Source organism: Cryobacterium sinapicolor (assembly GCF_004403465.1).
Classification (GTDB): domain Bacteria; phylum Actinomycetota; class Actinomycetes; order Actinomycetales; family Microbacteriaceae; genus Cryobacterium; species Cryobacterium sinapicolor.
Genome location: NZ_SOGQ01000016.1, coordinates 1 through 20934 on the forward strand (window position 1 = coordinate 1; position 20934 = coordinate 20934).

Consider the following 20934-nt stretch of genomic DNA (forward strand, 5'->3'; position numbering starts at 1 on the left):
CTCTGCCACCCAAATATCATCGTTCACCCGTCATGATTAACAGGATTCGGGGCAAAAATCCGATCAAAACGCCGATACAGCCAAAAATAAACGCGACTGTAGTACTAGGGGCACGTGGCATGTCGAGCGACCTGCGTTTGCTGCAGCCGTCAGCCTAGTGCCCCAGTTGGCCTCACCGACGTCACGTCATGCGGCGCGATACCCCGCATTCGGCCGCGGGAGATGCGGTTGTCGGCGAGCTCTCCGTCCAGAGCTTGGCATAAAGGCCTGAGCTTGTTCGGTGAGTCAGGTTTACGAGCCCACGGCCGGGCGTCCCCACTCGGCGTCATGTTAATCCGGGTCCAAAGCACCCATCTTCGACGCCCCGAACCGGGACAACCTGGGGCTGGGCGAGAATCGTGCGCCTGCGCTGTGCGTGGTCGCCAGCGCCTCAGAACACGAGCTTATGCCGCTGCACCAGGGCCATGCTGGACTCAAAGTCCACATCGCAGCCATACCCAGCCGCCAGCTGCGGGAGCGTCTTTGGGTCGTACTCGCCACCCAGTTCGGCCAGCTGGCGGAAGAGCTGCTCGATTCCGCCCGGCACGATCAGTTCGAGCACCCGCAGCGGCTCGTCGCCGGCATTCCAGAAGGTGTGCCAGCGACCCCTCGGCTTGAAGACCAAGTCACCCGGCGAGGCAACGACTTCGTCGCCCTCCTCGAAGACGCCCAGCCGCCCGGCAAGCACGAGACTGTACTCGTCTTCCCGGCTGTGCCGGTGGATCGGTGCCGCGAGGGTTCGCGGCGCCAGCAGGTGTTCCACGACCGCGATAGCTCCACCCGAGTCAGCACTGTCAATGAGGTACCGGTCCACAGCGCCGGGGTCTCCGGTCGCCTCGATGTCGCGCGCAGTCTCGACGCGGATGCCGGCTACCCCGGCTGGGTTCGCGGTCATGATTCCTCCTCCTAGTGCGGGGACTGCGGGGTTGACGCGGACAGCTCGAACGCTAGGCCGCCCCCAGGGAATTGGATACCGGGATGGCAGCCCGGTTGAGGTCATTTACGACCCGTCGCGGCCGGGCTCACGTCAGCGCGAGCGTGCTCTTGCACCGCGGATACCGACGGCAGCCCAGGAACGGCCCGCGCTTGCTGGTGCGCTCGACCATGAACGCACGGCCGCACCGGGGGCAGACGACGGAATCAAGAGTCTCGCCGATAGCGTTGGTGCGCATGATCCCGTTGTCCCGGATCAGTTCCATCAGGAAGGGTGACTCCCGGTTCTTGACGGTGAACAGTAGCACGCCCCGCCGGGCGCGGGTCATGGCCACATAGAACAGTCGCCGCTCCTCGGCCCGCTTGAAGTCTTCGGCGGCGGGCATAGCGATACGCAGCACCGGGTCGTTCGGGATGGTGCTCGGAAAGCCCCACTTGCCCGAGACCATGCTCGGGATGACGATGTAGTCCGCCTCGGCGCCTTTGGAGGCGTGGATGGTCATGAACTTCACGTCCAACAGGTCATTGAGGTCGCGGCAGTCCGGCAGGTAGTCGCTCTGGTGGCGATAGCGTCCCAGCACGAACACGGTGACCTTGACGCCCACCGGCTGAGGGATTCTGCCCCGGGAGATCTGGGTGTGCAGCGCTTTCAGCCGGTGGTGGATGGCCGCCTTCACGGCCGTGTCGGTGTCGACCGAGACGGCACTGATCGTCGGCGGGAATTCCGCGGTCGAGGACACGACCCTCTTGACCAGCTGGCTGGGGTTCTGCAGCACGAACTTGCTGGAGACATCCGCTATCGATTGCGGAAACCGGAATGTGCGTTCCAGCCTCAGCACCTCGCTCGGCCCGAACAGGTGCTCAAAATGGGTCATTACCGACAGGTCGGCGCCGGCGAACCGGTTGATGCTCTGCCAGTCGTCACCGACGGCGAACAGGTGGCGCCCGGGCTTGGCCACGAGGGCGCGGGCGAGCCGGGCCCGCGCGTGGCTGGCGTCCTGGAACTCGTCGACCATGACCAGCTCGTAGGGGCTCTCCCAGTCGCCGGCCTCCAAATGCTCGGCCGAGAGGTTGAGCATGTCCTCGAAGTCAATGCAGCCCTCCGCGGCGAGCTGCTTGTCCCACTCGCGCCGAATCGGGGCGAACAGGCGCAGGAACGCGGCGTCGCGGAAGCGCACCTGCCCTTCGGTGAGTTCCTCGAGGCGTTCGCGGAGCTGGTCGTCGCTTAGCCGATTGCTCTTCGCGTGGGTGAGGAAACTCCGGAAGGTGCCGAGCAGGCGCGCGTTCTCGGTGGGCGTCTGGGTCGCGATGATCCGGGCGGGATTCGGGTGCAGCTGGATGCCGCGTTGGGTAAGTTCCTGAGCCAGGTTGTGGAGTCCCGCTCCGCTCCACAGCTCAGACATCGTCGTCTCGATGAGCGTGGTGCCGTGCTCCCGGTGCAAGCCTCGCTTCCACTGGAGACTGTCCAGATAGCCGTCGAAGGGAGACTGGCCGTCAGCATCGAGTGCCAGATGCTCGTGGTAGACGTCGATCTTCGGGTAGTAGAAGTCGGGTCGATACTGACCGTGCTCGGGATCAACGGTGTCCATTCGGTAGGGCTTCTCATAGATGTAGTCGACGGTGTGGAAGTACAGCCAGTCAGCGATCATCCGCTCCGCCGCGCTCTTCACGACCTCGCCCTGAGCCGTTCGGAAAACGGATGCCTCACGGCTCGCGCTGTCGTCTGCTTCCCCGTCCAAGTCGAGGTAGTCACGAGCGAGCACTGCCCGGAAGAAATCCCACTGTGTGCGGAAGCCGGGGTCGGCGGCGCGCAACCCGTCGACGATCCGCCCCAGCTGCTTGATGTCTCCCCCACCCTCGAGCCAGGGCGCCAGCAACGGCTTTCGGCCGGTGGCCTTCCCGATGATCTCCAGGCCGAACGCGTGGAACGTCTTAGCGACGACCCCGTCGGCGTCGAGCCCCAGCGGCGCCAGGCGTTCCTGGGTGCGCGCGCCCAGCTCCTTCGCCGCGGCATTGTTGAAGGCCAGCATCAGGATCTTGTCGGGAGGAATCAGGTTGCGGTGCAGCGCGTAGCCGGCTTTGGCAACCATCGTCGAGGTCTTGCCGGATCCGGCTGAGGCGACGACGAGCATCCGGTTGTCGAAGCAGACGACCGCGCGCGCCTGCTCGGGCGTGAGCGGTGACTTCTCGACGGTGTCGAAGAAGTCCTGGCAGTCGTCGAGCTCGGCGGCAAGGTGCCGCTCGTTCTGGGCGACGATGAACGCGGGCAAGTCCTCCCCCCAGATCTTGACCGTCTCACGGGCCACCGCGGAGAGCTCGTTTATGTGTGGCTGGAGATCGGGGTCGTCGATCAGCTGGCCAAAGCCGACGGCGGCTTTGCGCGCAGCCCAGTAGGCGGAGAACTCGGTTGTGAGCCAGCCGTTCGTCTTGAGCTGCACGGCGACGGCGGTGGCGAGCGCTTCGGTGAAGAGCCGCACTTGGTTGGTGGCCTGGTCGAATTCGTCGACGAGCTGCAGCAGCTTGAGCGCGTGCGCGGCCTCGGCCTGCGCCGCTGTGAAGGCGGTAGAGAAGGATGCCGCACGCCGGTTCGGGATCCCGCGGAACCGGAAACGACGATCCGGGTGCTCCAGTACGAGGTGTGACCAGAGCCGACCCGGCGTCACGGTCAGCCCGCCGAACGAGCCGATGTCGCGGGCGACAGGCTCACCGTAGACGATGATCGTGAGCTCGGGGCCGGTCAGGGTCAGTCGCCAGTCCCGGGACTTGGTGACCCGCTTGCCGAGGGCTGATGGGCGCCAGGTTTGCGCTGCGGAAGAGTCGCTCACGGGTGGCCGTGCTGGGCGGAACAGACCATCACGCTGCAGCTCGCCGAGTTTTCCAGAGGAGTTTGGCCGTGCGACTCACAAACGCGACCAGGGCCAGGGCTGTCGAAAATGCCAGCAGCATTTGCGCCATGGTCCCCATGCTCACCAGGGTCGACGACGGCAAAGGCGGGTTGTTGATCCCGTACTGCCAGAGAAGGTACCCGGCGAGCGCGAAGAGCACGGTCAGGCCGAGAGCGGCAAGGAAGAACTTCAAACCATTGCCCCGCAGCACCTGAACAACGCCGTCCAAGAGGAACGACGCCACGAACGGCAAAAACACCGTCATCACCATGATCCCGACGTAGGCGAATAGCAGCGCTCCAAAAGAATCCGGGCTCATTCTTCAGTCCCCCAACTGTTTGACGATCATTTCTAATGTCAGCCTAGGTCCGCCGACATCGCCCAGAATGCCTGCGACGGGCCCAACTGTCCCCAGTTGGGGGCGATCCGCTTCTGGGAGAGATGCACCGTCACATCTAGGCTTCAGACATCACCCGACGGATGGCCGAGCATTTCACGACGACCAGATGACCCGAATAGACGAGCCGCAGGTGCGTGTGATCAACGCGCTCTGCAATCAACTTATGAAGGAACTGCCCGGCTTCTCCGTTCCGTACAGCGCACCCCACTATGGAGCCTCGACGGCCCCATGCCGGTTGGCGCCAATTAACGTCGGTGACTTTGGGCCGCCGCCAACGTCATGGTGATGCCGCGAACACTTCCTCAAGCGTGACCACTTCGTTTCCGCCAAAGTACTTTTTTACGTCGGCGGGGCATTCCACGGCAGCGATAGACGGCGGCATAAATACGTCAACCCGGTCGCCCACAAATTCGACCTGGATGCTGACGCAGACCAACACGTCGGCGACCCTCGAGTTGAATCCACTTCCGGTGGAGCTTTGCCCCGATGCGGCGTAGCTAACCAGGACCTTCGGATAGGACCCTGATCGATCGACTACCGCGCCGAACGCCGCTCCGCGAGCCCAGGCGGGGGTCTGTTCATCTGTGTCCTCGCGGATTGTGTCGAACACCGGCTTGGGCCAGACGTCTCCTGTGGACACCGCAGCCAAGTAGCTGTCGAGGTTGTGGCCAATGGCGCTTTCGACGGAGAGGGCGGAAACCTTCTCTATGGTGATCCGAGCCTCGAACATGGCCTCCTCTCGGATATCCGGGCGCGGGCCTGAGCACGCCGAAAGTGGGAGGATCAGGCACAAAACGAGAGCGCCCTCAATAACCCGTCGCCCTGACTGCCGCGGCGTATTTATGTCTCTGTTTGACAATCGATCTCCCCCATTCGTCGGGTAGGGTCGCGAGGACCTGACCGACGGCGATCTCGCCCACGGCGCCCAGGTACCAGCGGAAAGATCCCCCGATTTACCCGGGTCGAATCTAGCGGGCGTGGCGCCGCTGACTGCAGCCCCAGAACGGGCACGCCGCCGTCGAAGAATCGATGACTACTCATAGGTGCCGCTCAGGCACTACCGCGGCGATGCGCGGGTGAGTTCGGTGATGCTCGAGATTCGCCGGGACGTTTACTTGGATGAAGCCACGGTGACTCGCAAGCCCGAGGGGTTCGCGTCGCTGCAGGGTCGCTGCAGCGGCTGGTCAATGAGATATTCTCCCTCAGTGGCACGTGACTCTTCAGCGACGCGAGCTATTCATCTGAACGCCACGCGCCGTGTCCGGGGGCGCAGTTATTGCCCCTAGTCTGGGGTTAGACAGATTCGATTCGTTGGATTCCAGCTCAGTGGGGCGCACTTTCTCGTGCGCGATGCCCGTCATTCCTGCGCGGCTGGAGAGGTGCATTCCCGGCACACTTCCGCCAGTGAGCGAAACCCGGCCATCGTTCCGGGGACCGCCATGTTCAGCGGCCCTGCCCTCGCGTCCGCGCTCGCGGATGTGTCTCACGGGAAAGGCAATCACCATGTCCACTTTCACTCAGAAACCACACTCCGGAATCCGTCGCTGGCTGCCGGCAATGCTTTTCGCAGTCGCCATCGCAGGCGTCGGCACGGCCGGCCTCGCCACCGCGGGCGCCACCCCGGCGTCGGCAGCCGTGCCCACCGGGTCCGTGCGCGCGCCGATCGCGCTCGGCTCCGCCGGCACCTTCGCCATTCTTTCCCAGACTGGTGTGACGGATGTCTACGCGTCGGCCGTCAACGGAAACGTCGGCGCAAGCCCGATCACGGGTGCCGCCATCCACCTGAGCTGCGGCGAAGTGCAGACCGGCATCATCTACACGGTCGACGCCGCCGGCCCGGCCTGCGCGGTCACCGACCCGGCCTACCTGACCACCGTCGTCGGCGATATGGGCATCGCCTACCAGGATGCCGTCAGCCGCGATCAGGCCGACGCAATCGACTTGGGCGCCGGTGAGATCGGCGGCCTCACCCTGAACCCGGGCCTCTACCAGTGGAACACCGGAGTCACCATCTCGAGCGACGTCACCCTGACCGGTGGCCCGAACGACGTGTTCATCTTCCAGGTCGCGGGCAACATCAGCGAGGCTGGCGCCAAGCAGGTCACCCTCGCCGGTGGCGTACAGGCGAAGAACGTGTTCTGGCAGACCGCCGGCTCCGTGTCGATCGGCACGGCGGCGCACTTCGAGGGCGTCGTGCTCTCCAAGTCGCTCATCGCGGTGAAGACCGGCGCGACGGTCAACGGTCGCCTGCTCTCGCAGACCGCCGTCACCCTGCAGATGAACACGGTCACCCAGCCCGCGCTGTAGCCAGCACTCCGCGCCGCCAAATCGTGGCCGCACCGGACACCTGTGTCAGCCCTCCCGGCTGCACTCGCCCCGTGCGGCCACAATCAGGTGGTTCTAGCGGCCTTCACCCCCGCCGCCTTCTGCGACCTACTCGGCCCGGTTCACCGGGCTCGTGGACACGACACTGGCAACGCGCCGTTGGCATCACTCCACGATCTTCCAGAAGGAATCCTTGCGGGTGATCCTGCCATCGTGGTCGAACTCGAGCAGGTCGATCCCCCGAACCTCGATCTGCTGACCAGCGGTCGAGGTGCCGGTCAGCGTCCACTCGGACACACCGCCGTTGTTGACGCCGTCGGTGCACACCCAGTGCCGGTCGTCGCCGTAGTGCACGTCGGGGATGCCCTCGAACCTCTTCTCGAGCCCGGCCCTGACCGCTTCCTTGCCCACGAACCTATCGCCGCGCGGCCTGGCACCCCTGGGCATGTAGAAGACGCAATCGTCGGCGAAGTAGCCCATGACGGCGTTCAGGTCATGCCGATTGAAGGCATCCAGAAAGCCCTGCAGCACTTCGAGTGTCACTGTGTCGCTCATTGGAACCTGCCTCCTCGTGCACCCTGCGAGCCCACCGGGCTCGTGCGATGAATCTGTGCGAGCGTAACCAGCGACGGGCAGTGCTTCAAGGAGTGCGCCCAGGCTGCGCCTCCGAACTAGGCTCGGGCGCTCCCGGCCAACGCGACGCGACCCGACCCGACCCAACCCGACCCGACCGATCGCGGCGAGGTATCACCACTGGGAGCGGTCGGGCATCCGTGCTGGTCGGAGCGGGACTGGTCGGAGCGGGACTGGTCGGAGCGGGACTGGTCAGAATGGGACTGGTCAGAACGGGACTGGTCAGAACGGGACTGGTCAGAACGGGACTGGTCAGAACGGGACTGGTCAGAACGGGGCGTCGTCGGGCAGCGGTGGCCGGGCGGGTCTCGCCGTTCGGGAAGGAGCCGATGGATCACCCGGCGGGGCGATCGGGGTGGCCGGCTCCGTCACGAAGGGACGCCCGGTGGGTGAATGCCAGGTGAGGATGCCGCCGGGTTCCTGTTTCACCGTCCACCCGGTCTCGGACTTCAGCGCGTGACAGCCCGGGCAGAGATGGGCCAGGTTGTCGTGGGCGGTCTGGCCGAAATCTTGCCACTCATGGGTATGGTCGAGGTCGGCGGTGCGAGCGGGTTGGTTGCAGCCGGCGAAACGGCAGGTTTCGTCGCGTAATCGGAGGAACCGTCGGAGCGCTTTGGGCACCTTGTAGCGTTCGCGTCCGACCGAGAGCACGACTCCGGTCTCGGGATGCACCAGGATGCGCGTGAAGCTCGGCGCTCGCGAGGCCAGGTCGCGGGCCGTGTCGGGATCGATCGGCCCGTAGCCCTCGAGGTAGCCGGGTTCTTCACTGTGGCCGAGGAGGGTCATCACCGGGACGGTGATCTGAACCGTGGCACGCACGCCCTTGCCGATGCCGGACGGGGTCACACCGTCGACCAGCAGGTCGCTGATCACGTCGGTGCGCACCTGGGTGAGGGTACGCTGCTCCCCCGGCCCCATCAGACTGCGGGCGGCGTCGTTCGCCCGGGCGAAGATGGCGTGCACCGTGTCGGCGCTCGTGGTCAGGGTCAGGGTCGCCATGCCGTCGGGTTCGGCCTGGATATAGGAGGTGCGCTCGGCGAAGGATTTCTTCCGCCGGGCGGTGATCGACTCCGGGTGCAGCCGCTCGCGGAGCACGCGGGCCTTGTGCTTGAGCTTGGCCGCCGTCTGGGTGCGTGCGGACGGCAGCAGTGCCTCCTCGAAGTCGGGCAGCGCCGCTTCGGGCACCGAGCAGGCCTGACCGATCAGCACCTGAGCGTGCCGGTAGCTGATCTCCCCGGCCTCGAGCGCTGCCCGGGTGCCGGGAAGGTCTTCGGCCAGGGCCCGGGACTCGGCGATCAGGCTCACGGCCGTGGGTTCCGGGATGCGCAGGGTGCAGGCGAGTTCGCTGGAGAATTCGCGCCGGGCGATCTCGTCGGGCTCCCACCGGGAGCCCGGTCGGCGGGGAGTGCTCGCGGCACTCGTCTCGCTGAACCGGCGGGCCTCGTCGATCATCTCGGCCCGCTGGGCGAAGCCCCGCGCGAGACCCCGGTCGACGGCGGCGATCTCGTCGAAACGCGAGCCGAGCTGCGACTGGGAGGTGCTCACCGAGGTAGTCATGGCACTCACGTTACGGGGTACCACTGACATTCCCCGAGGGTTTCTCAGGGGTGTGAATAAGCTGGTCAAACTCGTTTTGTGGAGGACCGGACAGCGGATCCCGCACGGGGGTTTGCATGCCCGCCCGACTTTCCGCGATGCTGTAACCGGGGGACCTGCACGACGCTCGTCTTGGAGATCGACCCTGGAGGAGCATCCGTATGTCTGAGCAGTCTCAGCCCCGAGTCGGCGTCTATCTCGACTTCGACAACATCGTCATCTCGCGCTACAACCAGTTGCACGGCGACGGCGCCTTCACCCGGGACAAGGTTCGCAGCCGCGTGTCGTTCACGCCCGGGGCCGAGGTCACCCTGCGCATCCAGCAGGCCATTGTCGACGTCGGGGCGATCCTGGACTACGCGGCGACCCTCGGGCCGATCGCGGTCAGCCGTGCCTACGCGGACTGGTCGGCGCCGGTCAATGCGCGCCACCGGCGGCATCTCGTTGATCGCGCCGTCAACCTCACCCAGCTGTTCCCGACCGTGGCGACGCTGAAGAACGGCGCCGACATCGCTCTGACCATCGATGTGATGGAACACCTGTTCCGGCTGGATGACCTCAGCCACATCGTGATCGTCGCCGGCGACTCCGACTACATCCCGCTCGTGCAGCGCTGCAAGCAGCTGGGCCGCGTTGTAGTCGGCATCGGGGTGTCCGGCGCGACGAGCAGCGCGCTCGCCGCGGCCTGCGACAGGTTTGTTGACTATGACTCACTGCCGGGGGTGGCGGCGGTCGCTCCTGTGGCTGCAATCGTGACGAAGGCGGCCACGGTGAAAACGGCATCCGTCGCCCAATCTGCGGCTTCGACCACGCCGGCGGCGAAGACGGCGGCGGGTGTCACGGCATCCGTTGCCAAACCCGCTGCGAAGAAAAAGGCGTCGCCGAAGAAACCCCCGATCGCCAAGCCCGCCGGGTCTGCTGCGGCGGCGCTCGATGTCGATCCCAGCCCGAAGGCCAGGAAAGCGGCGACGGCGCTGCTCCTGCGCGCCATGGAAGACCTCGGTGCGAACGACCTGGAATGGCAACATGCCGCCACGCTGAAAAGCACGATGCAGCAGCTGGACCCGACGTTCCAGGAGCGTGCGCTGGGCTTCACTCAGTTCTCGGAGTTCCTCAAGTCGAGGCACCAGACTGTCGAACTCCAGCAGGCGAGCCCCACCGCGCCGATCCTGCTCAAGGTGCGGTAGCGGCGGGGCCAGGCCGCAGCCTCCGTCGCTACCCGACGACGAGGGCTGCCTCCAGCTCAGCCGGGGCAGCGAGCCGCACGATCACGGGCGTTGCGTTTCCCAGGTTGTCCGAGACCGGACAGCGAAGCCCGGCCAGTCGGAGCACCTCGTCGAGTTGCGCTGTGCTGGAATCCGAATCGAATTCGGCGATGAGCTCGATGCCCGCGAATCCCGCTCGGTTCTCGGTGGGCAGCGCCATCAACCGCGAGGGGTCTAGCTCGCCCTTGACCGTGAGCCGCAACGACCGCAGGTCAACGCCCTGCTCCGTGGCGACGAGGTGGATGACGACATTCATGCAGCCGGCGAGGGAGGCCAAGGCGTATTCGACCGGGTTAGGACCGGCATCCTCACCTCCGAACATGGCGGGCTCGTCGATGATGAACGAGAAATCCCGCACGGAAACGGCGAGCTTAGTCGGCGATTCCGAGGTTCCGGTGACGGTGACCTTGAGTGGCTTGACAGACATGTTTTCTCTCCTCTGAGAAGTGCCCTGCCGCCCTCAGCGAGACCGCCAGCGCTCTTTCAGGCTACTCCCATGAAGCACGGAGAAACGCGCTCGTGTGCCGCGGGCGAGCGCCTACGGGTGAAGACTGGCCGCGGCGACTCGGCCCACGGCATCCGTCACCTGGTCTAGCAGCCGCGAGGAGATGTTCCAGCGCTGCCAGTAGAGCACCACATTGATCGGATGTCCCGGCGCCAGTTCCACGAGCCGGCCGTCGCCGAGTTCCGTGAGGCACTGCTGCTCGGGCAGCAGCCCCCAGCCCAGGCCGAGCACCACCGCACGGGCGAAGTCGGCGGAGGTGGGGATGTGGTGACGCGGGACATCCGTGGCCCGCCCGCCGATGCCGCGCAGGAACCGGTGCTGCAGGTCGTCGCGACGGTCGAAGTTGACCATCGGGGCGGTGTCGAGCCCGGCGAGGCCTGGCTTGGCGAGGCCTGGCTCGGCGAGGCCTGGCTCGGCGAGGCCTGGCTTGGCGAGGCCTGGCTTGGCGAGGCCTGGCTCGGCGAGGCCTGGCTTGGCGAGGCCTGGACCGGACGGGTCGGCGGTGCCACCCAGCCAGGCCTCGACGAACCGGGGGCTGGCCACAGCCCGGTAGCGCATCGAGCCCAGCCGCGCCGAGCTGCACCCCTGCACCGCCTCCGCCGTCGAGGTGACCGCAGCCATCACGGTGCCCGAACGCAGCAGCGAGGTGGTGTGCTCCTGGTCTTCGCGGTAGATGTCGAAGACCACGCCGCTGTCGGCGGGCACGGCGACGAGCGCATCGAGGAACCAGGTGCCCAGGGAATCGGCGTTGACCGCCAACGCCAGTGAGGTACGGCCGCCGGTCTGCAGGCCCGCGCCCAGCTCGGTGGCCAGGTCGCTCTCAAGCAACTGCACCTGACGCGCATGCCGCAGCACCACGTCACCGGCGATGGTGGGCACAACCGGGTTCACCCGCTGGATCAGCACCTGACCCGCCGCCTGTTCCATGGCCTTGACCCGTTGCGAGACAGCGGATGCCGTCAGCCGCAGCCGCTGCGCCGCCGCCTCGAACGTGCCCTCTTCGACGAGCGCGACCAGGGTATGCAGGTGGTCCAACTGGAATGCCATGATTAGCCTCGCTTAGGTATGCTACGAAACTTTAGCTGTACTACATACGACACGTCTCCTAAATTTGCCATCATGGACCTCGCCACCACCCTTCTTCCCGCGCTCCTCGGCTTTGGAACCGGGCTCGCCCTGATCGTGGCGATCGGCGCGCAGAACGCCTACGTTCTGCGGCTCGGAATCGAGGGGCGCACCCGCACCATCCTGCCGGCGGTGCTGATCTGTTCGGTTTCGGATGCCGCGCTCATCTTCGCGGGGATCCTCGGCATCGGACTGCTCGTGGAACAGACCCCAGTGGCGCTGATCGTGATCCGCATCGTGGGGGCCGCCTTCCTGCTGGCCTACGGACTGTTCGCCGCCGTGCGGGCATTCAAACCGGGGGCCCTGGTGGCGAACGCCTCGCCGATCCCGATCAGCACCAGGGTCGCGGTGGCGACCATGCTCGCACTCACCTGGCTGAACCCGCACGTCTACCTGGACACCCTGATCTTCCTCGGATCGGTCGCCAACCAGCAGGGCGAGTCCGCCCGCTGGTGGTGGGGCGCCGGGGCGATCACGGGCAGTTTCGTGTGGTTCTTCAGCCTCGGATTCGGGGCCCGCCATCTGCGGCGGTTCTTCGCCCGCCCGCGTTCGTGGCGCATCCTCGACGGTTTCATCGCCGTAGTCATGCTGTCGCTCGGGGCGCGGATGGCATTCGGGGTGTAGCGGCATCCGTTGAGAGGCCCGCCATCCGTTTCGGGGGCCGACCACGGCAAGGCATATCTGCTCAGCCACCCCGGATCCTGCGAACGAATTCGACGGAGATTTTAGCTCCACAGCCCCAAAATGGCACTTCTGGGCACGTTCTACCGAAAATCTCCGTCGAATTCGTTTGGGGCCGGGCACGGAAGAGGGCGCGAGGAGTGCCCTACTCCGCGCACCACACCCCGGCCTGCATGGTGGCAGTGACCTGCAGCTCCGCGTCGAGCACGATCAGGTCGGCGCGGTGGCCTGCTGCGATCCGCCCACGGTCGGGGAGACCGATCAGATCGGCCGGGTTCTGGGTTGCGGCCCGCACCGCAACGGCCAGCGGTACACCGGCGGTGTGCACGGCGTAGCGCACGGCCGCGCTCAGGGTCAGCACACTGCCGGCGATCGTGCCGTCGGCCAGGCGCGCCTGGCCGTCCACGACGCTCACGGCGAGAGCGCCGAGCTTGTAATCGCCCTCGTCCGCGCCGGCGGCGGCCATGGCATCCGTGACGAATACGGGCCGCGACGGGCTCTCGATGATGAACCGCACTATGGCCGGGTGCAGGTGCACGCCGTCGGCGATGAGCTCGGCGAAGACCGTCGGGTCTTCCAGCAGGGCGAGCGCCGGCCCGGGCTCGCGGTGGTGGATCTGCCGCATCGCGTTGAACACGTGTGTGCCGGCCGTGGCCCCGGCTGCGATCGCCTGCCGGGTCATGTCGTAGTTCGCGTCGGTGTGCCCGATTGCGGCCACGGCCCCGAAGCCCACGATCTGCGTCACGGCGGCGAGTCCGCCCTCCAGTTCCGGCGCGATGGTGACCATGCGCACACAGCCGCGCCCGGCCCGCATCAGCCGATCGACGGTCTCGGCGTCGGGCTCGCGTAACAGGCTCTCGTCGTGGGCCCCCCGGTGGACTGGGCTCAGCCACGGCCCCTCCAGGTGGATTCCGGCCAGCACTCCCTCTTCGACCAGCCCGGCCAGGGCCGCCACGGCGCGCTCGAACTCGTCCAGTGGAGCGGTGACGAGACTGGCCATCATCGTGGTGGTGCCGTGGGCCAGGTGGGTCGCGGTGATCCGCGCCACGGCAGCGTCGGTGTCGACGTCGTTGAAGCTGCTGCCGCCCCCGCCGTGGGTGTGGATGTCGACGTACCCGGGCGCCAGGGTGCTCTGCGCGAAGACGTGGTCAGGCTTGCGGGGCGGTTCCCCCGCCCCGCAACCCACGATCAGCCCCGAACGGATGTCCACCCAACCCGGGCTGTGCACCGCATCGGGCGCGATCAGGGAGCCGGCAGCGACGAGCATCAGATCCCCTGCCAGGCGTGCTTGTTGGCCCAGGCGTACGTGTAGTACGCGAGGTTCTCGAGCCGGGAGGCGGCGGCCTCGTCGACTATGACCGTTACATGCGGGTGCAGCTGGATGACGGATCCCGGTTTGCTCGACGTGATCGGCCCCTCGACGGCGGCGGCGATTGCCTCCGCTTTCTCCTCTCCGAAGGCCAGCAGAACAAGGTGCCGAGCCCGCAAAATGGTGCCCAGACCCTGCGTTATGCAGTGGATCGGCACGTCATCGGGGGATGCGAAGAACCGCGCGTTGTCAACGCGGGTCTTCTCAGCAAGGGTCTTGATGCGCGTGATCGACGCGAACGACGAGCCCGGCTCGTTGAACCCGACGTGCCCGGTGCGGCCGATGCCGAGAATCTGCACGTCGATGCCGCCGGCGGCGCGAATGGCGGCCTCGTAGTCGAGGCCCGCGGTCTCGATCGTGGCGAGGTCGCCGTTCGGCACCTGAATGTTCCCGGGGGTGAGACCGATCGGCACGACGGCGTCCCGGGTGATCACCGAGCGGTAGCTCTCCGGGTGGTCGGCGGGCAAGCCGACGTATTCGTCCAGTGCGAAGCCGCGCACCCGGGAGACATCAATCGGGTTCTCGGCCAGGGAGGCGGCGAGCGCCGCATACACCGAGAGTGGGGTCGAGCCGGTGGCCAGCCCCAACACGGCGTCGGGCTTCCGGGCGACAAGTGCCCGAATGGATGCCGCGGCGAGCGTTCCCGCCGCCGCCTCGCTCTTTACAAAAACTACTTCAGCCAATTTCGAGCTCCAGATTCTGGATTGTGTACAGGTGATGCGCTTCTCGTGCCTGCCGGGGGTCAGCGGTGCTGTACCGGTGACCCCCGGCATCCGTGCGGGATGAACGAGTGGGACTGGACCGGTGCTAGACCGATGTCGAGGAGGCGGAGTCCGGCGCGCTGGCGTCGGGCACCTCGTCGTCGCCCCGGCCAGGGGTCTTCAGGTTCCACTTGCGAATCACGAAGCGGAACAGGAAGTAGTAGATCGCGCCGTACGCCAGACCGATCGGGATGAGCAGCAGCGGCTTCTCGGCAAGCCCGAAGTTGAGCACGTAGTCGAACAGCCCCGCGCTGAAGCTGAAGCCGTCGCGGATGCCCAGCGCGTTCACCAGGGCCAGCGACGTTCCGGTCAGGAACGCGTGGATGACGAACAAGGGGAAGGCCACGAACATGAACGAGAACTCGAGGGGCTCGGTGACGCCGGTGAGCATGGCCGTGAGGGCACCGGAGAGCATGATGCCGCCGACGATTTTCTTCTGGGAGGGCTTCGCCTCGTGCCAGATGGCCAGGGCGCCGGCCGGCAGTGCGAACATCATGATCGGGAAGAACCCGGTCATGAAGGAGCCCGCGGTGGGGTCGCCGGCGAAGAACCGGGCGATGTCGCCGCTGGCGCCGTTGTAGTCGCCGATCACGAACCAGACCACGGAGTTGAGGATGTGGTGCAGCCCAACGGGGATGAGCAGCCGGTTGGTGGTGCCGTAGAGGAAACCACCCCAGATGTCATTGGAGGTGACGACATCGCCGAAGGCGGTCAATCCGCCGGCGAAGGCCGGATACACGAAGCTGAGGAGGACACCGAGGACGAGCGCCACCACTGCCGTGATGATCGGGACGAAGCGACGGCCGCCGAAGAATGCGAGATAGCTCGGCAGGGAGATGCGATGGTATTTCTGCCAAAGGACGGCCGAGACGATACCCATCAGGATGCCGCCGAGCACGCTGTAATCGACGAGAACCTGGGGGTCACCCTTGGCCGGCAACCCCAGCACGAGAGGCGACATCGCCTCACCGACCTTGGAGAAGACGAGATAACCGACCACGGCCGCGAGGGCGGTCGAGCCGTCGGACTTCTTCGCGAAGCCGATCGCTACGCCCACCGCGAAGAGCAGCGGGAGGGCACCGAACAGAGCCCCGCCGGCGGAGGCGATGACGGCCCCGCCCGTCTCGAAGCCCGGGATGCCGCCGAGCAGGTCAGGCTGACCGATGCGGAGAAGCAGCCCGGCGGCGGGCAACGCCGCGATGGGCAGCATAAGGCTGCGGCCGACTCGTTGAGCCTGGCCGAGGCCCGGTATTTTTCGTCGCGTCCCGGCGTCTACGGTGATGCTGGACATGGATTTCCTCCTGTGATGGGTGTGATGGGTGTGATGGGTGGGGCCCGATGCCGGGCCGAAAGTCACAGCTGGTGCTGGAGCTTCAGGGTCATGTGGATCTGGTAGCGATCTCCGCGGTACCACGAGGTGACGTACTCGACGGCGGCCGACCCGGCCGACGAAGTGCGTCGAAAGACGATGAGCGGCGCCCCCGCGGTGACACCCAACGTCTCGGCGATCTCGGGACCCGCAGCATCCGCCCACACCGCCTGCTCGGCGTTGTCGATGCGCAGCCCGTATTCGGTCGCGAAAGTCGCGTAGAGGGAGCGGGTCAGGTCGTGCTCGCCCAGATTCGGCAACAGCTCCGCCGGATAGTAGCCACACTCGAGGGCCATCGGGGTGCCACCGGCCAGCCGGAGGCGTTCGACGACCTGCACCCGGGCGCCCGCGCCAAGGCCGAGGGCCGCCCGCACATCGAGCGGGGCCTCGATCAGAGAGGTGGAGAGCAGGAGCGTGGCGGGCACGAGGCCGCGCCGGCGCATGTCCTCGGTGAAGGAGGCCAGGTGTAGATCGCTCTGCACGCGCTCGCCCGCCACGAAGGTGCCCTTGCCCTGGATGCGATAGAGCAGACCCTCCTCGACGAGCTGACGGATGGCCTCACGCACCGTCGATCGACTCACGCCGTACTTCGCCATCAGCTTCCGCTCGGGCGGGATCGCGGCGTGCGGCGCCAGGGTCTTCTCGATCAGCTCCTGCAGGATCGCTCGCAACTGCGTTTGCTTGGACACTGGCCCGGTTGCGAGCATTGAACTCTCGTCCTGGGTCCGTCTCATGGCGTTTCCTCTCCGTCGCCGATCGTTCCGGCCCACTTCAGACCGCACTTGCTTCGTACCACTTCCGCTCAGTGGTTCGTACTGGTACGATCCAATAGTTCGATCATGATGGCACAACACCCCACTTGTCAATCCCGCGAGCAGTACGGGCCCGTGAAAGAACCGCAGTCGATGAGCCCGTCGCAGTGCCCACCACAGAAGGAAGAGAAGATGACTAGCAAAGCCGCGCAGATCCTGGCCGCCCTCGGCGGAAAAGACAACATCGTGGAAATCGAGGCGTGCATCACCCGGCTGCGCACCGAGGTGACCGACCCGGCGGTCGTGAACGAGGCGGCACTCAAGGCCGCCGGGGCGCATGGAGTCTTCCGTTCCGGCACGATCATTCAGGTCGTTGTGGGCCCCGAGGCCGACAATCTGGCCGAGGACATCGAGGACCTGCTGTGAGCCCGACCGTGCCGGTGAGCACCACTGAGGTTGCTCCGGTGGTCGCTCCGGTGGTCGTTCTATCCCCGGTTCCCGGACGCGCCGTGGCGCTCGGCGAGGTGCCGGATCCCACCTTCGCCCAGGCCATTGTGGGCCCAGGCGCCGCGATCGACCCGCCCCGCGGGATGGTCGACGCCATCGCCCCGATCAGCGGCAAGCTGCTCAAGGTGTTCCCGCACGCCTTCGTGATCGTCTCCCCCGACGGCCTGGGCGTGCTCGTGCACCTGGGCATCGACACCGTCGAACTGCACGGCGAGGGCTTCACCCTGCGCGCGACGCAGGGCGACCACGTCTCCGCCGGTGACGTCATCGTCACTTGGGACGTGACGGCCATCGAGGCCACCGGCCGCAACCCGATCGTGCCTGTGATCATCCTCGAGCAGAAGCTGGAGAACATCACTCTGGCGGATGCCGTCACGGCCGGCGCGCAACTCGAGTCAGGCGACGTCTTCCTGACGGTCACCCGCTGAGCAGCAGCTCCCCCTGAAGCGAGAACCCCGACCTCGTCATTCCGATGGGGTCGGGGTTCTCGCGGTGTTCGGCCTGAGGCGCCCTACGCGTCGCGCCGCTCCAGCAGCAATGCCCCGACCACGCCGCTGACCGCGACCCAGCCGATCACGCTTTCCGGTGCAAGCGGAACGCCGGACTGATCCCACTGGGTGGACAGAGACAGTAGCGCCGCCATGCCCACCGACACCACGATTACGAGAGCGAACGACCAGTCGGTCGACCGCAGGCTTTACAACTTGATCCATTCGGAGTGCAGCACCCCCGCGAAGCTCAGGCCCGAGCGGGTGGTGACGGATGCTGCGGCGCGCGCCGGCGCATCCGACTGGGAATTCGTGGTGCTGGCGCGACCGCATCAACTCAAATCAGGCTGACTGAGAAGACCCCGCTGACTCACAAGTCCCCGCTCACGTCATCGAAGAAGTACGTGCGGTCAGCCGGCATCGGTGCATGGCCGCTGGTGCCCCGACAGACGGGCTCCGGGCTGTGCGGCAGGGCTCCGGGCTGTGCGGCAGGGCTCAGGGCTGTATGGCCAGGGCTCCGGGCCGCGGCGCGGGCAGCGGCCGCGGGACCAGCTCGCGCACGAACGCGGCGTTCGGACTGGCGTGCGGGAGGGCATCCGTCAACTCGCGCAGCGCCTGCTCGATCGGCACACCTCGGTGCCGGGCGGCGTAGAGCGCGCCGACCGTGGGCGTGCGGCTGATCGCCTGCACGCAATGCACGAACACGGTGCGACCCTCCGCCCGCAGCGCCGCAATCGCGTCGACCGTGTCCTCGAGCACGAACGTCAGGTTGGGATTGGCGCGCGGATCGACCTCGTCGACCAGCCAGACCGCGACCCGATTCTCGACCCGGATGCGCTCAGGCACCTGGCTGCGACCGACCCGGCAGAGCGACACGACGGCGTCGATCTCGGCCGGGAGATCGTCAAGGATTCCGACCGCGCCGAGCCAGACGCCGTCATCGTGCGGGTGCCGAACCAGGGTCGAGATGTGGCCGGAGCTGGCGTAGGCAAGGTGGTCGGCGGTGGGCCAGGTGGTCGCGAGCCGGTCCTTGCGCGCTCGACGGTCGAGCACGGCCGGGTTGCGGCGGGACCGCCCACCGTCCGCGCGGGCGGCCAGCACACCGCGGCGCACGAGCTCGTCGGCGCGCAGGCCGTCCGGCCAACCGTGCACGATACGGCGCCAGGCGGCGGGGACCGCGGATGCACCGTAGCGCGCCCCGAGCAACCCGCCCGCGATCGCGGCGACCGTATCGGTGTCGCGGCCGCCGCGCACGGCGATCTCGAGGGCGTCCTGCAGGTGCCCGGCGGGGGTGGCGGAGACGGTGCCCGCGGCGGACGCACCGCCGGACGCGCTCCGCGGCTGGACGATCGCCGACCAGGCCGCCTGCAGAGCCTCCACGACCCAGCCGTTCCGGCTGAAGTCCGACGGAACGCCGGCCTCGGCCACGACGAAGCGCGCCTCCCAGAGCGCGCGACGGTCGGCGGGCAGGGCGTCCAAGCCCACCCGGACGTCGAGGGTGCCTTCAAGCACCGCGTGCCGGATGGCCAGGCACCAGAGCACGCAGGCGTCGCCGGCATCCGTTTCGAAGTGGGTGAGGGTGCTGATCGTGCGGGCGACGGCGGCGAGTGCCACCGGGTCGTCGAGGTAGGCGAGCGCGACCGGAGCCGTGCGCATGAGCGAACCGTTGCCGCCGCTGCGGCCGTGCCGGTCGTGGTGGGCGCGGGCGACGACACGCACCGCGGATGCCGTGGGCTCGGTTCGAGACAGCACCGCGCGCAGTTGGTTGCCCACGTCGGGTGCCGTGCGGGCCCACAGGGCCCAGGCAGCCACGATCTCGTCGAGCACGGCCTCGTCGCGGAGGTCGTGGCCGGCCGCGATCGCGTTCACGATCGGCACGGCCATGGAGGTGTCGTCGGTCCACTCGCCGGGGGCCCAATCGAACCCGCCGCCGCCCTTCATCGTGACCGAGGCGTCGCTCGCGAGCGGCGGGTCGAACTCGTAGCCGGCGCCGAGGGCATCACCGCAGGCCATGCCCAGCAGTACGCCGGCGGCGCGGTCCAGTTGTGCGGACGTCAGTTTCAAGCGTTTCCCCCGTGCGATCGTGCAGTGGTGCAGTCCGTGAAGTCCGGCTCTGGCACGCCCGTTTCCGGGCCCCGCCGAGGCTCACGCCCCCGGAATGAGCCTACGGGCGAAACGCTGTCTCCGTCGCCGCCTCGTTCGAGGGGCAGGGAGGGGCACGGGGCAGTGACTCACCCGCTGTCGGCCTGCGGCCCGGCGGCCTCTACGGCCCGAACGAATTCGACGGAGATTTTTTCGAAAAGTGCCTTATAGCCCCGAAAAAGCACCCAAAACCGGCTCCAGCACGAAAATCTCCGTCGAATTCGTTCGACGCCGGACCCGGCACCCCGGCAGGAGCGACTCGTCAGGGGGTGTCGACCCCGCCGAGGTAGGCGTTGATCAGCACGGTCAGCAGCGGCGGAACCACCATCAGCGCGGCGGCGGCCGAGGCGCCGATGCCGCTCAGCTTCCACAGTGTGCTGCGCGCGTGCGCCTGGCGCACCTCGGCGTCGAGGGCCCGGAACACGGCCAGCGGCTGCTCCGTCGGCGGGAAGACGGGGGTCGGCCAGGTGGCCGGGTCGTCGATGATCGCGGCGACCTCGGCCAGTTCGGCCGCACCGAACACCAGGGGCTGGGCGAGGAGCCACCGCCGCAGACCGGCGGCGGTGATGACCTTCACCCGTTCGGGCGTCTTCTTGATGGTCAGGGACTTCGGGTCGACGAGCGCGATGACGGGCTGCGCGGCGGCGAGGCGTGGCATCCGTTCTCGGAGCAGCCTGGTGACCCGATCGGCCTCGTGCTCGGCGTTGCGCAGGTGCGGCACCCGGTGCCCCGAGATCATCAGCGTGGTGCCGGCCACCCAGACGCCCTTGCCACGGTGGTTCTTCGTGTTGAGGGTGAAGAGGCCGCCGGGGCCGATGACGACATGGTCGATGTCCGCGCCCTTCTTGCCGATCGGCACGGCGTGGAAGGCCGTCCACTCGGGCGGCAGGGTGGCGAGAATCTGGCCCACAGCGAGCTCGCCCTTCGCTCCGAGATACCAGCTGACGCTGTCGAGGCCGAGCGGCGAGACGCCGAAGAACCGGCCGAGGCCGGTGCGCTTCGGGGTGGTGCTCTGCTGCCGGAGCAGCTCCTCGATCACCGATCGGGCGGCGTGCTGATCCCCCATGGTGGGTGCCTTCGTCGTCATGTTTCCCCTGTCCCCGGGACAAATCTAGCGGGTGCGGGAGGGCCGGAGACCGGCCGGGGCATCCGTAGGCCG

21 protein-coding genes are annotated in these 20934 nt (G+C 67.1%); 6 read left to right on the forward strand and 15 right to left on the reverse strand.

Features of this window, described 5'->3' with window-relative positions; translation table 11 throughout:
• Positions 1-430: 430 nt before the first annotated feature.
• The 4 genes from E3T28_RS03675 to E3T28_RS03690 all read right to left on the reverse strand — a co-directional run bounded on the left by E3T28_RS03675 (position 431) and on the right by E3T28_RS03690 (position 4987).
• Positions 431-934 carry a cupin domain-containing protein gene (locus E3T28_RS03675; protein ID WP_134428064.1) on the reverse strand — a complete coding sequence of 168 codons (504 nt, stop codon included), beginning with the start codon at positions 932-934 and terminating at the stop codon, positions 431-433.
• A 127-nt stretch (positions 935-1061) separates the two neighbouring features.
• Positions 1062-3797, reverse strand: a complete 2736-nt coding sequence (locus E3T28_RS03680) for a UvrD-helicase domain-containing protein (RefSeq protein WP_134428066.1) — start codon at positions 3795-3797, stop codon at positions 1062-1064.
• 28 nt (positions 3798-3825) lie between these two features.
• Positions 3826-4176 carry a hypothetical protein gene (locus tag E3T28_RS03685; protein ID WP_134428067.1) on the reverse strand — a complete coding sequence of 117 codons (351 nt, stop codon included), beginning with the start codon at positions 4174-4176 and terminating at the stop codon, positions 3826-3828.
• Positions 4177-4534: 358 nt separating this feature from the next.
• The gene (locus E3T28_RS03690) at positions 4535-4987 is read right to left on the reverse strand and encodes a hypothetical protein (protein WP_134428069.1); all 453 of its coding nucleotides are present in this window, start codon (positions 4985-4987) and stop codon (positions 4535-4537) included.
• Positions 4988-5760: 773 nt separating this feature from the next.
• On the opposite strand from E3T28_RS03690, the gene E3T28_RS03695 reads away from it, so the two are divergent.
• Positions 5761-6564, forward strand: a complete 804-nt coding sequence (locus tag E3T28_RS03695) for an ice-binding family protein (RefSeq protein ID WP_198417145.1) — start codon at positions 5761-5763, stop codon at positions 6562-6564.
• A 183-nt stretch (positions 6565-6747) separates the two neighbouring features.
• On the opposite strand, the gene E3T28_RS03700 is transcribed toward E3T28_RS03695, so the two are convergent.
• Both E3T28_RS03700 and E3T28_RS03710 read right to left on the reverse strand, forming a co-directional pair.
• Positions 6748-7137, reverse strand: a complete 390-nt coding sequence (locus E3T28_RS03700; RefSeq protein WP_134428071.1) for a nuclear transport factor 2 family protein — start codon at positions 7135-7137, stop codon at positions 6748-6750.
• A 345-nt stretch (positions 7138-7482) separates the two neighbouring features.
• Entirely contained in the window at positions 7483-8772 is a 1290-nt protein-coding gene (locus E3T28_RS03710) for an HNH endonuclease (RefSeq protein ID WP_166786913.1), read from the reverse strand.
• A 200-nt stretch (positions 8773-8972) separates the two neighbouring features.
• Here E3T28_RS03710 and E3T28_RS03715 point away from each other — a divergent pair, with 200 nt between their 5' ends.
• A complete protein-coding gene (locus tag E3T28_RS03715; RefSeq protein ID WP_134428077.1) occupies positions 8973-9998 on the forward strand; it encodes an NYN domain-containing protein in 1026 nt (341 codons plus the stop codon).
• Between the two features lie 28 nt (positions 9999-10026).
• On the opposite strand, the gene E3T28_RS03720 is transcribed toward E3T28_RS03715, so the two are convergent.
• Together E3T28_RS03720 and E3T28_RS03725 are read right to left on the reverse strand one after the other, a co-directional pair.
• Positions 10027-10503 carry an OsmC family protein gene (locus tag E3T28_RS03720; protein WP_134428079.1) on the reverse strand — a complete coding sequence of 159 codons (477 nt, stop codon included), beginning with the start codon at positions 10501-10503 and terminating at the stop codon, positions 10027-10029.
• 111 nt (positions 10504-10614) lie between these two features.
• Positions 10615-11628: a LysR family transcriptional regulator ArgP gene (locus tag E3T28_RS03725; protein WP_134428081.1), complete on the reverse strand. Its 1014-nt coding sequence runs from the start codon at positions 11626-11628 to the stop codon at positions 10615-10617.
• 72 nt (positions 11629-11700) lie between these two features.
• On the opposite strand from E3T28_RS03725, the gene E3T28_RS03730 reads away from it, so the two are divergent.
• A complete protein-coding gene (locus tag E3T28_RS03730) occupies positions 11701-12330 on the forward strand; it encodes a LysE/ArgO family amino acid transporter (protein ID WP_134428083.1) in 630 nt (209 codons plus the stop codon).
• A 202-nt stretch (positions 12331-12532) separates the two neighbouring features.
• Here E3T28_RS03730 and nagA read toward each other — a convergent pair whose 3' ends face one another.
• The 4 genes from nagA to E3T28_RS17540 form a co-directional block, all read right to left on the reverse strand.
• A complete protein-coding gene (gene nagA / locus E3T28_RS03735; protein ID WP_134428085.1) occupies positions 12533-13654 on the reverse strand; it encodes an N-acetylglucosamine-6-phosphate deacetylase in 1122 nt (373 codons plus the stop codon).
• Positions 13654-14439 (reverse strand): glucosamine-6-phosphate deaminase, encoded by a 786-nt coding sequence (locus E3T28_RS03740; protein WP_134428087.1) that lies wholly within the window; start codon positions 14437-14439, stop codon positions 13654-13656. Before E3T28_RS03740 ends, nagA begins: the two co-directional genes overlap by 1 nt.
• Positions 14440-14563: 124 nt before the next feature.
• The gene (locus E3T28_RS03745) at positions 14564-15808 is read right to left on the reverse strand and encodes a PTS transporter subunit EIIC (protein ID WP_134428089.1); all 1245 of its coding nucleotides are present in this window, start codon (positions 15806-15808) and stop codon (positions 14564-14566) included.
• A gap of 62 nt (positions 15809-15870) precedes the next feature.
• Positions 15871-16620: a GntR family transcriptional regulator gene (locus E3T28_RS17540; protein WP_277613356.1), complete on the reverse strand. Its 750-nt coding sequence runs from the start codon at positions 16618-16620 to the stop codon at positions 15871-15873.
• A gap of 171 nt (positions 16621-16791) precedes the next feature.
• Between E3T28_RS17540 and E3T28_RS03755 the strand changes: the two genes are divergently transcribed.
• Both E3T28_RS03755 and E3T28_RS03760 read left to right on the forward strand, forming a co-directional pair.
• On the forward strand, positions 16792-17064 hold the full coding sequence (locus E3T28_RS03755) for a PTS sugar transporter subunit IIB (RefSeq protein WP_134428091.1): 273 nt from the start codon (positions 16792-16794) through the stop codon (positions 17062-17064).
• Positions 17061-17573: a PTS sugar transporter subunit IIA gene (locus tag E3T28_RS03760; protein ID WP_241979147.1), complete on the forward strand. Its 513-nt coding sequence runs from the start codon at positions 17061-17063 to the stop codon at positions 17571-17573. Before E3T28_RS03755 ends, E3T28_RS03760 begins: the two co-directional genes overlap by 4 nt.
• 83 nt (positions 17574-17656) lie before the next feature.
• On the opposite strand, the gene E3T28_RS17545 is transcribed toward E3T28_RS03760, so the two are convergent.
• Positions 17657-17788: a hypothetical protein gene (locus E3T28_RS17545; protein ID WP_277613357.1), complete on the reverse strand. Its 132-nt coding sequence runs from the start codon at positions 17786-17788 to the stop codon at positions 17657-17659.
• On the opposite strand from E3T28_RS17545, the gene E3T28_RS03765 reads away from it, so the two are divergent.
• Positions 17787-17984 (forward strand): hypothetical protein, encoded by a 198-nt coding sequence (locus E3T28_RS03765; protein WP_134428093.1) that lies wholly within the window; start codon positions 17787-17789, stop codon positions 17982-17984. The two genes, E3T28_RS17545 and E3T28_RS03765, sit on opposite strands and share 2 nt — an antisense overlap.
• Positions 17985-18128: 144 nt before the next feature.
• On the opposite strand, the gene E3T28_RS03770 is transcribed toward E3T28_RS03765, so the two are convergent.
• Positions 18129-19697 (reverse strand): ADP-ribosylglycohydrolase family protein, encoded by a 1569-nt coding sequence (locus tag E3T28_RS03770; RefSeq protein ID WP_198417146.1) that lies wholly within the window; start codon positions 19695-19697, stop codon positions 18129-18131.
• A 340-nt stretch (positions 19698-20037) separates the two neighbouring features.
• Entirely contained in the window at positions 20038-20841 is an 804-nt protein-coding gene (locus E3T28_RS03775; protein ID WP_166786914.1) for a nuclease-related domain-containing protein, read from the reverse strand.
• Positions 20842-20934 lie beyond the last annotated feature (93 nt).